The organism is Brevundimonas sp. AC546 (assembly GCF_979258305.1).
The window spans coordinates 883391-897426 of sequence record NZ_OZ409849.1 but is presented as its reverse complement, the minus strand read 5'-3'; the positions used below and the strand labels follow the sequence as shown (position 1 = coordinate 897426).

12 protein-coding genes and 1 pseudogene are annotated in these 14036 nt (G+C 67.4%); 2 read left to right on the top strand and 11 right to left on the bottom strand.

The window, feature by feature from the left end; translation table 11 throughout:
- Position 1: 1 nt before the first annotated feature.
- From ACZZZD_RS04470 to topA, 6 genes are all read right to left on the bottom strand, one after another.
- The gene (locus ACZZZD_RS04470; protein ID WP_463433014.1) at positions 2-454 is read right to left on the bottom strand and encodes a hypothetical protein; all 453 of its coding nucleotides are present in this window, start codon (positions 452-454) and stop codon (positions 2-4) included.
- A gap of 219 nt (positions 455-673) precedes the next feature.
- Entirely contained in the window at positions 674-1138 is a 465-nt protein-coding gene (locus ACZZZD_RS04465; RefSeq protein ID WP_463433012.1) for a low molecular weight protein-tyrosine-phosphatase, read from the bottom strand.
- A 36-nt stretch (positions 1139-1174) separates the two neighbouring features.
- Positions 1175-2110: a hypothetical protein gene (locus tag ACZZZD_RS04460; RefSeq protein ID WP_463433010.1), complete on the bottom strand. Its 936-nt coding sequence runs from the start codon at positions 2108-2110 to the stop codon at positions 1175-1177.
- Complete coding sequence (locus tag ACZZZD_RS04455; RefSeq protein WP_463433008.1) at positions 2107-2703, bottom strand: DUF6932 family protein; 597 nt, start codon at positions 2701-2703, stop codon at positions 2107-2109. The genes ACZZZD_RS04460 and ACZZZD_RS04455 overlap by 4 nt, the downstream gene beginning before the upstream one ends.
- A gap of 75 nt (positions 2704-2778) precedes the next feature.
- On the bottom strand, positions 2779-4668 hold the full coding sequence (gene mutL, locus ACZZZD_RS04450) for a DNA mismatch repair endonuclease MutL (protein WP_463433007.1): 1890 nt from the start codon (positions 4666-4668) through the stop codon (positions 2779-2781).
- Between the two features lie 202 nt (positions 4669-4870).
- Positions 4871-7501 (bottom strand): type I DNA topoisomerase, encoded by a 2631-nt coding sequence (gene topA / locus ACZZZD_RS04445; RefSeq protein ID WP_463433005.1) that lies wholly within the window; start codon positions 7499-7501, stop codon positions 4871-4873.
- 138 nt (positions 7502-7639) lie between these two features.
- Here topA and ACZZZD_RS04440 point away from each other — a divergent pair, with 138 nt between their 5' ends.
- Positions 7640-7834, top strand: a complete 195-nt coding sequence (locus tag ACZZZD_RS04440) for a hypothetical protein (RefSeq protein ID WP_463433003.1) — start codon at positions 7640-7642, stop codon at positions 7832-7834.
- Here ACZZZD_RS04440 and dprA read toward each other — a convergent pair.
- Both dprA and plsY read right to left on the bottom strand, forming a co-directional pair.
- Positions 7831-8902 (bottom strand): annotated as a pseudogene (gene dprA, locus ACZZZD_RS04435) (DNA-processing protein DprA). The gene ACZZZD_RS04440 and the pseudogene dprA sit on opposite strands and share 4 nt — an antisense overlap.
- Positions 8899-9537 (bottom strand): glycerol-3-phosphate 1-O-acyltransferase PlsY, encoded by a 639-nt coding sequence (gene plsY, locus ACZZZD_RS04430; protein ID WP_463433001.1) that lies wholly within the window; start codon positions 9535-9537, stop codon positions 8899-8901. The pseudogene dprA and the gene plsY overlap by 4 nt, the downstream one beginning before the upstream one ends.
- Before the next feature lie 128 nt (positions 9538-9665).
- On the opposite strand from plsY, the gene ACZZZD_RS04425 reads away from it, so the two are divergent.
- A complete protein-coding gene (locus ACZZZD_RS04425; protein WP_463432999.1) occupies positions 9666-10598 on the top strand; it encodes a glycerophosphodiester phosphodiesterase family protein in 933 nt (310 codons plus the stop codon).
- On the opposite strand, the gene ACZZZD_RS04420 is transcribed toward ACZZZD_RS04425, so the two are convergent.
- From ACZZZD_RS04420 to ACZZZD_RS04410, 3 genes are all read right to left on the bottom strand, one after another.
- Complete coding sequence (locus ACZZZD_RS04420; RefSeq protein ID WP_463432997.1) at positions 10599-11525, bottom strand: DUF3693 domain-containing protein; 927 nt, start codon at positions 11523-11525, stop codon at positions 10599-10601.
- Between the two features lie 66 nt (positions 11526-11591).
- Positions 11592-12863, bottom strand: a complete 1272-nt coding sequence (gene pyrC / locus ACZZZD_RS04415) for a dihydroorotase (protein WP_463432995.1) — start codon at positions 12861-12863, stop codon at positions 11592-11594.
- A 145-nt stretch (positions 12864-13008) separates the two neighbouring features.
- On the bottom strand, positions 13009-13989 hold the full coding sequence (locus ACZZZD_RS04410; RefSeq protein ID WP_463432993.1) for an aspartate carbamoyltransferase catalytic subunit: 981 nt from the start codon (positions 13987-13989) through the stop codon (positions 13009-13011).
- Between the last annotated feature and the right edge of the window lie 47 nt (positions 13990-14036).

Genomic DNA, 14036 nt, shown 5'->3' with positions numbered 1-14036 from the left:
GTCAGTCCTCGGGCGGCGGTCCCAGCAGGGCCTCGTCCTCCTGTTCGACCTCGCGCCGCATTTCGTCGCGCGCGGCGCGGACCTCCTCGCGGCTCATGCCCCTGAAGAGGTCCTTGTCGAACTCGCGGGATTCGCGGATCAGATCGTCGGCCAGACCGCGCCAGCGGCGGGCGTCCGTCGCGCGCCCGCTCTCGATCGCCTCGGCGAAACGCAGGCGCGCGGTGCGGGCCAGGTCGTCCATGTCCATGTCGGCATAGAGACCGAGGTCGAGCTCGCCGGGCGGCGGCTCGACCTGGTCGCTGCGCCGCCAGCCGTATTTGCGGGCGCGACGGCGAAAGGCGGACAGGCCCAGGTCGTGGCGGCGACACACGGCCTCGGCGCTGAGGCCGGACAGATAGTCGGCGCGGGCTTGGGCCCAGGTTTGAGCGGCGCGGATGCGGTAAACGTCGGTCATGACCGCAGCCGTAAACCAACGCTACGTCAAATGCGGACGTGGGCGTGTCCTGTCCTTCTCCCGTTGGGAGAAGGTGGCCCGAAGGGCCGGATGAGGGTCGGGTCTATCCGTCGGCGTCAGCCGCCGCAGGAACTCAAGTCCGACGCCCGACCCTCACCCTTTCGGCTTGGCGCATCGCTGCGCTCTGCGAGCCTCAAGCCCTCTCCCAACGGGAGAGGGTTACAGCTTTTCGACCAGGCCGCGCGCGGCGGCCGTCACCTCGGCCCAGGTGATCTCGAACCCGGCGTCGTCGCCGAAATAGGGATCGGTCACGGCCTGGCCCTCGCGGCCGGGGACGTGGTCGAGCAGCAGGCTGAGTTCGGCGGTCGCGCCCCCCTCGTCGTCCTTGGGCGCCAGCTGGCGCAGGTTCTCAAGATTGTCGTGGTCCAGGGCCACCACATGGGTGAAGCGGCGGAAATCGGCCTGCGTCACCTGCCGCGCCCGCAACCCCGAGATCTCGGCCCCATGCCGCCGCGCCGTCGCCTGCGCCCTCGGGTCCGGCGGCTCGCCCGCATGCCAGTCCCCGGTCCCGGCGGAATCGACGATCAGATCGAGACGGAGCCGCTCAGCCTCGGCGCGCAGGGCGGCCTCGGCGAGGGGCGAGCGACAGATGTTGCCGAGGCAGACGAAGAGGATGGAGGGCAAAGTTTCAAGCAATGGATGATGAGTACGAAGAAGTTCTTATAGGGGAGGGTCTTTTAAACTGATAAGCGTGAATGTCTCTCGTACTATCGCGCCTTCCTTTAGTATTTTTCGGACTTGGAATTTACCAATGGCTCGATGTTCCATCCATTTCCGATTGAGATCGACGATCGCATCTGCGGTAAATGCTTTCGACATTCTGCCGCGAACCGTTCCTCTTGGACCGTCTGTTCTGAACTCCATTTGATGACCTTCCGGCAGAGCCGACGAGAAAACGCCGACGATATCTTCTTCTCCGTCACTAACGGTTGTGATTGTTGCTCGAGTCTCCGCCCGCGCAATGGCAGGAGAAGAGAGTGATCTGTCCTTGTCCCCGCTAACAATTCGGAAGGTCGCTCCGGCAATTCTCATGTGCTCAAAAAAGGTCTTTGCAGTCGCCAAGACTCTTTCGTCAGACTCCAAGACCGCGGCTTGAAAGCGCTCTTCATCATCCTCACCAAATGCGGCGATTAGATCTGAGACATGATCGACGCTGTCCTTAAGTGACGAGTCAATTAAAGCTGTTTGGCTATCGATTTCTTCAAGAACGAATCCAAAAGAGCCTCTGACAACATCAGTAATATGGAGTCGCGCGGAACCCTTATTTGGCACTATTCCTCGTTGGCCCAAACCCCCAGTCTCGTGAGCCATCTGCTTGGCCACCAAGTCTTGAAAAATAGAGACCGCTCGCGTCCCAAACTCGCTCTCGATTCCCCGGTTGCCAACGACAGGTGCGCCCCCGAAAAACAAGGCCGCAGATGCGAGCTCTCCAGCAGCGTCGCCAACATTTCTAAGTTTTTCCTGCAGATCCGCGAGCTGGTCTTCAATGCCCAGGCGCATGACAATGTCGCTAGCTGCAAGCCCTTCCGACATTCGGATCAGCGCTGCTTCCTCGGCTTTCAGCCGATCTCGCTCAAGCCTTTGCCGTGCTTTCACGATTCAACCTCCTGTGCCGATTGTTGGGCGTCAGCAACATCGAATGCGTCCAGCAAGGCAATCGCATCAGCGTCGGTAGTGGTGTCCATTGGCACGCTGACCATGCCTTTCCAAAGATCATCTCCTCGACGGTGCGAGAAAAGACTTCCGTAGTAGCGCGTCAACTGAACAATTCGTTCGGGAGTGGCGTCGAGATCGACAAACATTGCGTCAACCTTGACCCTGGCCTTTATGCCGGGACGACGTAGCACATCAACTTCGGTTGCGAACAAAGTCGCGATGTCATGGTCGCTCTTGTGTCCCGTCGGGCGCCTAAAGAAAGTGATCACATCTATGTCGGCTGGCACTTTGTCTTCTACGAAGCTTCCATCAATCCACTGAAAGCCATTTTGGAAGCCTAGCGCCACCATCTCCGCTCGATGTTGGAGCCAATCGCGAATAATTGCTCTTCTTTCGGTCGTTGATGAAAACCGCTGCGCAACTTCCAAGACCGTCGCTTCAAATGGCGACATGTCAGAAGGATGGCCACCTGGCCCATTCGGGCCAATGTACGGTGGCAGTACTCCGTGGATTGTAAAGTTCGGAACTGGCATCGACCCTCCCACGCAAGGTTGCGCTCGGCAATTCTACCATGACGCGGTGTTAATGGGTTAATCGGTTGTGTTTTCTCACCGCCGCCCAAACAGCTTCTCCAGATCGTGCAGCTTCAGCTCCACATAGGTGGGTCTCCCGTGGTTGCATTGGCCGGAGTGGGGGGTGGCTTCCATCTGGCGGAGAAGGGCGTTCATTTCGGGGGCCGAGAGGACGCGGCCGGAGCGGACGCTGCCGTGGCAGGCCATTGTGCCGCAGATGGCGGCGAGGCGTTCCTTGAGCGACAGGGCCTGGCCGTGTTCGGACAGATCGTCGGCGATGTCGCGGATCAGACCCTGAACATCGGTGTCGCCCAGCATGGCCGGGGTCTCGCGCACCAGGACGGCGCCGGCGCCGAAGGCCTCGACGATCAGGCCCATCTCGGCCAGTTCCTCGGCGCGCGAGGCGACGCGTTCGGCCTCGGCGGGGTCCAGATCGACGACCTCTGGCGTCAGCAGGGCCTGGCGTGTCACGGAACCCTCGGCCATCTGGGCCTTCATCCGCTCATAGACCAGCCGCTCGTGGGCCGCGTGCTGATCGACGATGACCAGGCCGTCGCGGGTCTGGGCGACGATGTAGTTGGCGTGCAGTTGGCCCCGCGCGGCGCCCAGGGGGTAGTCGAGGGGGTCTTGAGGTTGAGTGGCGAGTGGCGAGTGGCGAGTGGCGAGGTCGCTGTTTTGGGCGGGTTGCGACGGCCATGATGGGCCGTCCCAGGACGGTTCGACGCGGGCGCTGCGTTCGTTGAGGCCGGGGATGATTTGGGCGGCGGCGGCGGGCTGGGGCCAGCCGGTCCAGCCGCTGAAGCCTTGCGCCGAGGGGGCGCTGGGGCTGTAGGCGGGGCCTGAGCCCAGGCCGGTGTGGGGCTGGAAGCTGGACAGGGTTTCGGCGGCGACGGTGGTGGAGGCGCGGTGGCCGGCGGCGTGGAGGGCGTGCCTCAGGGCGCCGACGATCAGGCCGCGCACCAGGGCCGGATCGCGGAACCGGACCTCGGCCTTGGCGGGATGGACGTTGACGTCGACGTAGAGCGGGTCGATGTCGAGGAAGAGGACGGCGGCCGGATGCCGGTCCCGCGCCAGGAAGTCGGCGTAGGCGCCGCGCAGGGCCCCTTGCAGCAGGCGGTCCTTCACCGGGCGGCCGTTGACGAACAGATACTGATGCGCCGCATTGCCGCGCGAATAGGTGGGCAGGCCGGCGTAGCCCGACAGGCGCACGCCGTCGCGTTCCTGATCGATCAACAGGGCGTTGGCCTCGAAATCGCGACCCAGCAGGGCGGACAGGCGTTTCAGCCGGCCCTCGTCGCCGGGGTGTTCGGCGGGCAGGCGCAGGGTGACCTTGCCGTCCAGCGACAGGGTGAAGGCGACAGCCTCGTGCGCCATGGCCTGGCGCTTGATCTCCTCCGAGATGGCCATGGCCTCGGACCGTTCGGACTTCATGAACTTGAGCCGGGCGGGGGTGGCGTAGAAGAGGTCGCGCACCTCGACCCGCGCACCGTGCGGGCCGGGGAAGGGGGCGGGGGCCAGGGGGCGGGTCTCGCCGCCCTCGACCGTGATGGCCCAGGCGTCGGTCTCGTCCCGTGACCGGGTGGTGATCGACAGGCGGGCGACCGAGCCGATGGAGGGCAGGGCCTCGCCCCGGAAGCCCAGGGTGTGGATGCGCAGCAGGTCCACGTCGCCGGCGTCGTCGGGTTCCAGCTTGGAGGTGGCGTGGCGTTCGATGGCCAGGGGCAGTTCGGCGCGCGGGATGCCCTTGCCATCGTCGGCGATCAGGATGCGCGACAGGCCGCCGCCGTCGGCCTGGATCTCGATATTGCGGCCGCCGGCGTCCAGGGCGTTCTCGACCAGTTCCTTGATGGCGCTGGCCGGCCGCTCGACCACCTCGCCGGCGGCGATGCGGTTGACGGTTTCGGGGGAGAGGCGACGGATAGGCATGAGGGCAGGAAGATAGGGGGCGGGGGGGATTCGCGCCATGAGGCACGACGGCGTCCTTCTCCGCTTGGGGGAGAAGGTGGGGCCGCAGGCCTCGGATGAGGGGGTTCTGTCCGCCTCGGGACGGTGAGGGGGAGACTGCGTGTGGCAGCCCCCTCATCCGTCTCGCTCCGCGAGCCACCTTCTCCCCCGAGGGGAGAAGGGATTATTCGGCGGTCTTGGTCTTTTTAGCGGGGGCCTTCTTCGCGGGAGCCTTCTTCGCCGCCGGTTTCTTGGCGGCGGCCTTTTTCGGGGCGGCGGCCTTCTTGGCCGGGGCCTTCTTCTTGGGCGCGGCGCCGGCCTTGGCGGCGAGCAGGGGCAGGGCGTCTTCCAGGGTCAGGTCTTCGGGCGCCGTGCCCTTGGGCAGGGTGGCGTTGATCTTGCCCGACTTGACGTAGGGACCGAAGCGGCCGGCCATGACGTGGATCGGCTCGCCCGTTTCCGGGTGGGCGCCCAGGTCTTTGAGCGGGGCCGTGGCGGCGCCGCGACCGGGACGGCCGGCGCGCTTTTCAGCCAGCAGGGCGACGGCGCGGTTCAGGCCGACCTCGAACACCTCGTCGATGTCCGAGACATTGGCGTAGGTGCCGGCGTGCAGAACGAAGGGGCCGTAACGGCCCAGGCCGGCCGTGATCATCTTGCCGTCCTCGGGGTGGACCCCGACATCGCGCGGCAGGGCCAGCAGGCGCAGGGCCTGGTCCAGAGATAGGGAGGCCGGCGACCAACCCTTGGGCAGGGACGAGCGTTTGGGCTTGTCGCCCTCGGGCGGCGTGATTTCGACATAGGGGCCGAAACGGCCGATCTTCAGCTGCACCGGCTGGCCCGTCTCCGGGTCGATGCCCAGTTCGCGGTCGCCGCTCTCGGCCGAACCGTCCTCGGCAGAGGGGCTGGCGACGGGGCGGGTGTATTTGCATTCGGGGTAGCGTTCGCACCCGATGAAGGCGCCGAACCGGCTGGTCTTCAGGCTGAGCTGGCCGATGTGGCAAAGGGGGCATTCGCGCGGATCGGATCCGTCTTCCTTGGCCGGGAAGATGTGGGCGCCCAGGCTTTCGTTCAGGGCGTCCAGGATGGCCGTGGTGCGCAGTTCGCCGGCGGCTTGCGTGGCGGCGTGGAAGTCCTGCCAGAACTCGCGCAGCAGCAGCTTCCAGTCCAGCTGACCGGCGGACACTTCATCCAGACGGGTCTCCAGCGCGGCGGTGAAGTCGTATTCGACCCATTTGGCGAAGAACTGCTCCAGGAAGGCCGTGACCAGCCGTCCCTTGTCTTCGGGATAGAAGCGGTTCTTGTCGACGCGGACGTATTCGCGGTCGCGCAGGGTCGACAGGGTGGAGGCGTAGGTCGAGGGGCGACCAATGCCCAGCTCTTCCAGCTTCTTGACCAGGGTGGCTTCCGAATAGCGGGGGGGCGGTTCGGTGAAATGCTGGTCAGTGCGGATGGCGTCGACCTTGGCCTTGGCGCCTTCCTTCAGGGCCGGCAGGCGGCTGGTGTCGTCGCTCTCGTCCTCTTCGGCGCCCTTCTGCTTTTCGTCGCGGCCTTCCTCATAGACGGCCATGAAGCCGTCGAAGGTGACCACCTGGCCGGTGGCGCGCAGGCCGGTCAGGCCGTCGGGCGTCTCGATCTCGACCGTGGTGCGGTCCAGGCGGGCGGCCTCCATCTGGGAAGCGACCATCCGTTTCCAAATCAGCTCGTAGAGCCGCTGAAGATCGGATTCGAGGCGTACGCTATCGGGATGGCGGGCGATGTTGGTCGGCCGGATCGCTTCGTGCGCTTCCTGAGCATTCTTGGCCTTGGTCTTGTAATAGCGGGGTTCTTGCGGAACGAAGGCGGGGCCGAACGCCTGGCTGATGACCTCGCGCGCCTGGGCGATGCCCTCGGGCGTGGTCTGGACGCCGTCGGTCCGCATATAGGTGATCAGGCCGCCGGTTTCGTCGACGCCTTCATACAGTTTCTGCGCCGCCTGCATGGTGCGCTGGGCGGAAAAGCCCAGCTTGCGCGAGGCTTCCTGCTGCAGGGTCGAGGTGGTGAAGGGCGGCGCCGGGTTGCGGCGGATCGGCTTCTTCTCGACCGAGTTGATCGTGAAGTCGCCGGCGTCGATGGCCGCGCGGGCGGCCGCAGCCGTCGCCTCGTCCCTGATGTCCAGACGCTGGACCCGCTTGCCCTCATGCTTGACCAGGCGGGCGGTGAAGGGCGGGCTGTCGGCGTTCAGGTCGGCCTCGATGGACCAGTATTCCTGAGCCTTGAACTTCTCGATCTCCATCTCGCGATCGACGACGATACGCAGGGCGACCGACTGGACGCGCCCGGCCGAGCGGGCGCCCGGCAACTTGCGCCACAGGACCGGCGAGAGGGTGAAGCCGACGAGGTAATCGAGCGCGCGGCGGGCCAGATAGGCGTTCACCAGCTCCATGTCGATCTGACGCGGGGCGGCCATGGCGTCGAGGACGGCGGACTTGGTGATGGCGTTGAAGGTGACGCGTTCGACATGCGTGTCCTTCAGCACCTTCTTCTTGTTCAGCACTTCCAGCACGTGCCAGCTGATCGCTTCCCCTTCGCGGTCGGGGTCGGTCGCCAGGATGACGCGGTCGGCGCGCTTGGCGGCCTCGGCGATTTCGGACAGGCGTTTGGCGCCCTTGGCGTCGGCCTCCCAGTGCATGGAGAAGTCGTCGTCGGGCAGGACCGAGCCGTCCTTGGACGGCAGGTCGCGGACGTGACCGTAGGAGGCCAGGACTTCGTAGTCCGGGCCGAGATACTTATTGATGGTCTTGGCCTTTGCGGGGCTCTCGACGATGACGAGGTTCATATCAGTCCGGTCTCGGGAAGGGGCGCGAACGTGGTTGGAGCGGGGCCGTGAGTCAATCGCACCTGTCGTCTTACAGCCTAAGGTAGTTGTGTTTTAATGAAGCGCGGTTAGATTGCAGGCTTGGCAACGGAGACGATCATGGCGACGGCGCACCCTCAATCGACCTCCGAGACGGCCCATCGCGCCGATGTCGAGGCGGCGGCCTTTCCCACGCGGGAATACATCGGCGCCATGGCGCTGGAAATGGCCCGGCTGGCGCGCGACGAGGGCGACAGCCGGCTGGCGGGTCTGCTGGAGCAGGTCGCGGGCGTCGCGGGCCATCCGCCGGCCTAGACCGAGGCCAGTCCACCGGGCAGCAGGTCGGCGCGGCCGGTCAGGCTGAGTTCCAAGAGGGCGGCGGCGACCTGGGAGACGGGAGCGGCCAACGCGCGGGCGATCTCGTCGCGGCGTCGGGGTGGGCGAGAGCAGGGCGGCGACGCGGTCGAGGAAGGCGTCGTCGATGTCAGCGTCAAAACTCATCGGGTCGGCAGGCGGCTCTCGCAGAGTACGCAGGGTGTTGAAGGCGCGGTCGATGTCCTCGATCCCCTCGCACAGGATCGCGCCCTGACGCAGAAGCTCGTTGGGGCCGCGCGCTCGCGGGTCCAGCGGCGAGCCGGGCACGGCGAAGACGTCGCGCCCCTGTTCCCCGGCGAGGCGGGCGGTGATCAGGGAGCCGGACTTGATCTCGGCCTCGACCACCACGACGCCGCGCGACAGGCCCGAGATGATGCGATTGCGGCGGGGAAAGTCTCTGGCCTGGGCGCGGGCGCCGACGGGGCTTTCGGAGACGATGCAGCCCTGGTCCGTCAGGCGGGCGTAGAGGTCGGCGTGTTCGGGGGGATAGATGTCGTTCACCCCGCCGCCCAGGACGGCGACGGTCCCGGTCTCCATGCTTCCTTCGTGAGCGGCGGCGTCGATGCCGCGCGCCATGCCCGAGACGACGACATGGCCGGCCTGACCCAGTTGTTGCGCCAGGCCGCGCGCGATGCGCTGACCGCCTGCCGAGGCGATGCGGGCGCCGACGATGGCGACGCAGGGCTGGTTCAGCAGGTCGGCGCGGCCGCGCGTCCACAGGATGGGCGGGGGCGGATCAAGCGCGGCCAGCATTTCGGGATAGTCGTCGTCGCCCAGCACCAGCAGGCGGGCGCCGATGGCCTCGCCGGCGGCCAGTTCACGCTCGACCGCCTCGATCGGCGGAGGCGTGGAGGCGGCGCCGGACTTGCGCACCAGATCGGGCAGGGCGTCCAGCGCGCTGGCGGCGGAGCCGTAGCGGCCGATGAGTTGGGCGAAGGTGACGGGACCGATGCGGTCGGTGCGGGCGAGCCGCAGCCGGGCGAAGCGTTCGGCCGGGCTCAGGCTCACGCCTTCTTGGCCCCGATGCGCGGTTCCTCGCCCTTCAGCAGCCGGGCGATGTTCTGGTGGTGACGCACCCAGATCAGGACGGCGGCGAAGACGGTCAAAGCGAGGATGGGCAGGCCCACCGGCAGGCCGACGACGGCGAGCGGCAGCAGGGCCAGCAGCGGCGCGGTCGCCGCCGAGATCAGGGCCGCCAGCGACGAATAACGGAACAGGAAGGCGGCGAGCAGCCAGACGGCGCCAGCCATCAGGCCCAGCGGCCAGGCGGCGGCGAGCAACAGGCCATAGAAGGTCGCGACGCCCTTGCCGCCCTTGAACTTCAGCCAGACGGGGAAGAGGTGACCCAGAAAGGCCGCGCCGCCGGCGATGGCGCCGGCAGTCTCGCTGTCGAACAGATGGCGGGCGATAAGCAGGGCGGCGGCGCCCTTGCCGGCGTCCAGCAGCAGGGTGGCCAGGGCCAGATCCTTGCGGCCCGTGCGCAGCACATTGGTCGCGCCGATATTGCCCGAGCCGATATTGCGAACGTCGCCGGCGCCGGCCGCGCGGGTGATCACCACGCCGAACGGAATCGAGCCGAGCAGATAGCCGCCCAGCGCGATGAGCGCCAAGGTCCCGAGCGCCGGGGCCACAAGATCCTGCACGTTGATTCGCTCCCCGCGTGTCGTTGCGGCAAAATGCGTCGGGGAGCGGCGCGGAGCAAGCGCGATCCGACCTCTTGACCCGATGATCGGCGCAGCGTCTGGTCCGCCCGCCTTGCCGGAGAGCATTAATGACCCGAATCCCCGCCGCCGCCGCCGTGGTTTTGCTGTTGTCCACGGCAGGTTGCGTCGGCGCCCCGCCTCCGCGCACCACGCCTGTCGGCGGGCCGGCGCTGGCCGCCTATTTCGACTGCGTGCGCGATGGCGGCGTGGCGATCTCGGCGCACCGGGCGGTCTCGGCGCTGGATCAGCCCGAGAACTCCATCGCCGCCATCGAGGCGACCGGGCGGGCCATTCCCAATGCGATCCTGGAACTGGACGCCGTCCTGACCAGAGACCGGCATCTGGTGCTGATGCACGACGACACGATGGAGCGGACGACCACCGGGCGCGGCCGGGTCGCGGACCTGACCCTGGCGCAGGTGAAACGGGCGCGGCTGAAGGCCTCGAACGGCGCCCTGACCCGCGCCGTGCCGCCGACCCTGGGCGAGGCGCTGGACGCCGCCGGACGGGTCGGGGGCATCGCCAGCATCGACCTGAAACCCGCAGACGGCGAGACGACCGTCGATCTGGCGCGGGCGGTGATCGATCAGGTGCGCCGGTCGCGGGCGGGGAACCGGGTGATCCTGATCACCTATAACGAGGCCGACGCGCGGGCCGTGGCGGCGATGGCGCCGGAGATGATGATCTCGGCTGGACTGAGCGGCGTGGAGTATTTGCAGGGGCTGAACGCGCCGCAGATCCTGGCCTGGACGGGCACGCGCGATGAACGCCCGGCCCTGTGGCGCGCGCTGCGTCAGGCGGGGGTGGAGGTCCAGTTCGGCACCCTGGGCCGGGAAGGCGAGCGCCGCGACGACCGCTACGCCGCCGACGGCGACGTATCTGAATACCGCGACCTGGTGCGCCAGGGCGTGACTGTGATCGCCACCGACACGCCGCTGGCGGTCAAGTCGGTGCTGGGCGCCGAGGTCGCCAAGGCGGCGACGTGCGAGCGGGTGCGCTGATCAGGGTTTTGCGGGCAGCACCGCCATCAGGGCGCGGGTGAAGCCGAGAGGGGCGACGGTCAGGTGGTCTTCGTCGGCTAAAACCGTGGATCGGACCGTCAGGCCCGGATAGGCGCGCGATTTCAGGGTGCGCTCCATCTTGCGGACATCGGAAACCATGTCGGCGCCGGAGGTGTTGCGACGGTCGGGGCCGGGGACTTCCCAGCCGCCGATGTACATGAAGACATCGGCGGGCAGGTCGCGGTGGGAGCGGGCGTAGTCGGCCTCCATCCCCATGATGTGACGTTTGTCGTACCAAAAGGACGGGCTGCCCAGGACATAGGCGTGGAACAGGCCGGGGTCGGTGAACAGGATCTGGGCGCCCAGCAGGCCGCCGTAGGAATGGCCCAGCAGGATGCGGCGCGCGGGATCGACGCGGAAGCGGTTCTCGACGAAGGGCAGGGCCTGGGTCTTCAGATAGGTCTGATAGGCGGTGCCGCCGCCGTGAACGAGAGAGCTGGCGCTGCGCGGGCCGTTTTCGGTTGGCGTGTAGTCGCGGTTTCGGCTGACGGTGCCGCTGCCGCCGCGCGAATAGGACAGGCCGACGAGGATGAACTCCTCGATCACCGGGCCATCCAGGTTCACGCGCCGGGCGATCTGGCGAAGGATCGGGAAGGCGTAGTCGGCATCGGTGACATACAGGACCGGATAGCGGCGTTGCGGATTGCTCTCGTAGCTGGCGGGTAGGCTGACGAAGACTTCGTATTCCCGACCGGAGACGGGGTCGGGCACGGTCCAGACCTGGGTGCCCTTCAGCACATAGGGCGCGCCCTCGGCGTCGGCGGCGGGCGCAGGCGAGGACTGGGCGTCGGCCCGTTCCGAACAGCCCATGACGGCGCCCGCCAGCAGAACCAGCCCCAAGCCGGCCGTGCGTTTCCAGATGGTCATGACCGATTCCCCGATAAGCTTCACTGTCGTTGAGCCTAGGGCGGAATGTGGCGGAAAGCCGGAGGGTCAGTGAACCTTGCGACCGCCCACCCAGGTTCCGATCACCTTGCCCTGGAGCCTGCGGCCGTCGAACGGGGAGTTCTTGGATTTGGAGTGCAGGGCGTCGGCGTCGACGATGACGGGGGCGCCCAGGTCGAACAGAACGAGGTCGGCGGGGGCTCCTTCGGCCAGAACGCCGGCGTCGAGCCCCAGCAGGGCGGCGGGGCCCTGGGTCAGGGGGCGCAGGACATCCAGCAGGTCCAGCCCGTCTTCGTGGTGCAGGGTCAGGGCGGCGGGTAGCAGGGTCTCCAGGCCGATGGCGCCGGGCGCGGCCTCGGCGAAGGGACGGCGCTTGTCCTCGGCGGGGGCGGGGGCGTGGGCCGAGGTGATGACGTCGATCAGGCCTTCGCGCACGGCCTCGATCAGGGCCTGGCGATCCGTCTCGGAGCGCAGCGGCGGGTCGAGGCGGTAGAAGGTGCGATAGTCGCCGATATCCACCTCATTGAAGCACAGGTGGTTGATCGAGACGCTGACCGCGACCTCCAGCCCCTTGGCGCGGGCGCGGGCGAGGGTCTCTAGCGCGCCCTCGGTCGAGATCTGATCGACCAGGAACCGGGCGCCGGTCTGTTCGACCAAAGCGAGATCGCGTTCCAGCCCGATGCGCTCGGCGATGGCCGGGCTGCCGGACAGGCCCAGACGCGTGGCCAGTTCGCCGGAGGCGGCGACGGCGCCTTCGGTCAGCCAGGGATCGGACGGGCGGCAGGCGATCAGGGCGTTGAAGGCGGCGGCGTAGCTCATCACCCGTTGCAGGGTGCGGCTGTTGACGATCACCTTGTCGCCGTCGGTGAAATACAGGGCGCCGGCCTCGTCCATCAGGCCGATCTCGGCCATGCGCTGGCCGTCCAGGGCCTTTGTCGCGGCGCCGGCGGCGCGGACATTGACCAGGTTCAGGGCTGCGCCACGCCGCTGGATGAAGTCGATCATCGCCGGGTCGTCGACGGCGGGATCGGTGTCGGGCTGGACGACGATGGTGGTCACGCCCCCGGCGGCGGCGGCCAGGCTGGCCGACTTCAGCGTCTCCTTGGGCTCTGCGCCCGGTTCGCCGGTCTTGACGCGGATGTCGATCAGACCGGGCGCGAGGCACAGGCCGTCGGCGTCGATGATCTGGTCGGCGTCGATGGGCGAGGCGCCGTGGACGACGCGGACGATGCGGCCGTCCTCGATCAGGAGGCCGCCGGGGCCGTCATAGTCAGTGGCGGGGTCCAGCAGGCGGGCGTTGATGATGGCGATCGTACTCATTCCCGTCACCCTCGGGCTTGTCCCGAGGGCCCACGGCGGGGGCGGCTCGGCTGTTGGATGGCGGAGACTGAGCGGCGGGCGCTCGTGCGGCGGACGCGTAGGCCCTCGGGACAAGCCCGAGGGTGACGGGTGTTATGGGTTTCCATCACTTGTCTCCCCAACGGGCGGAGAGGGAGGCCAGGACGGCCATGCGGGCGGCGACGCCCATCTCGACCTGATCCTGGATCAGGGAGACGTCCAGGTCGTCGGCGACGTCGGAATCGATCTCGACGCCCCGGTTCATTGGCCCAGGGTGCATGACCCGGGCGCCAGGCTTGGCCCAGGCCAGCTTCTCGCGATCCAGGCCCCAGAAGCGGAAATATTCGCGGGTCGAGGGCACCAGGGCGCCGGCCATCCGCTCAAGCTGAAGCCGCAGCATCATGACCACGTCGCAGCCCTGCAGGCCCTCGCGCATGTCGTGGAAGACCTCGCAGCCCCAGCGGTCGGCGTCGCCGGGCACCAGGGTCGGCGGCCCGATCAGGCGCACACGCGCGCCCATCATCTGAAGCAGGGCGACGTTGGAGCGGGCCACGCGGCTGTGGGTGATGTCGCCGCAGATGGCGACGGTCAGGCTGGTCACATCGCCGAAGGCGCGGCGCATCGACAGCAGGTCCAGCAGGGCCTGGGTTGGGTGTTCGTGGCGGCCGTCCCCGGCGTTGACGACGGCGCAGCCGACCTTCTGGCTGAGCAGTTCCGCCGCGCCCGAGGCCGAGTGGCGGATGACCAGAATGTCAGGCTTCATGGCGTTCAGGGTGACCGCCGTGTCGATCAGGGTCTCGCCCTTCTTCACCGACGACGATCCGACCGGCATGGTCACGACATCGGCGCCCAGCCGCTTGGCGGCGATCTCGAACGAGGAACTGGTGCGGGTCGAGTTCTCGAAGAACAGGTTCACGACCGTGCGGCCGTGCAGCAGGTCCAGCGCCTTTGAGGATTGGCGGTTGAAGTCGACGAAGGCGTCGCCGAGATCCAGCAACTGCGGCGTCACGAACGGATTGAGGTCCGAGGCGGCGAGGAAGTGGGGTTTGGGGAACGGAACCAGCCGGTCGTGGATGGTCTGATCGGTGACTTGGGCGGGCTGGGTCATCGAGACGCGGCTATAGGCGTGACTCGCCCCGGACGCCAGTGTTGGGC

Coding starts and splice junctions, on each gene's coding strand:
- ACZZZD_RS04470 (WP_463433014.1), bottom strand. CDS start 454: ATGACCGACGTTTACCGCATCCGCGCCGCTCAAACCTGGGCCCAAGCC.
- ACZZZD_RS04455 (WP_463433008.1), bottom strand. CDS start 2,703: ATGCCAGTTCCGAACTTTACAATCCACGGAGTACTGCCACCGTACATT.
- mutL (WP_463433007.1), bottom strand. CDS start 4,668: ATGCCTATCCGTCGCCTCTCCCCCGAAACCGTCAACCGCATCGCCGCC.
- topA (WP_463433005.1), bottom strand. CDS start 7,501: ATGAACCTCGTCATCGTCGAGAGCCCCGCAAAGGCCAAGACCATCAAT.
- ACZZZD_RS04440 (WP_463433003.1), top strand. CDS start 7,640: ATGGCGACGGCGCACCCTCAATCGACCTCCGAGACGGCCCATCGCGCC.
- ACZZZD_RS04425 (WP_463432999.1), top strand. CDS start 9,666: ATGACCCGAATCCCCGCCGCCGCCGCCGTGGTTTTGCTGTTGTCCACG.
- ACZZZD_RS04420 (WP_463432997.1), bottom strand. CDS start 11,525: ATGACCATCTGGAAACGCACGGCCGGCTTGGGGCTGGTTCTGCTGGCG.
- pyrC (WP_463432995.1), bottom strand. CDS start 12,863: ATGAGTACGATCGCCATCATCAACGCCCGCCTGCTGGACCCCGCCACT.
- ACZZZD_RS04410 (WP_463432993.1), bottom strand. CDS start 13,989: ATGACCCAGCCCGCCCAAGTCACCGATCAGACCATCCACGACCGGCTG.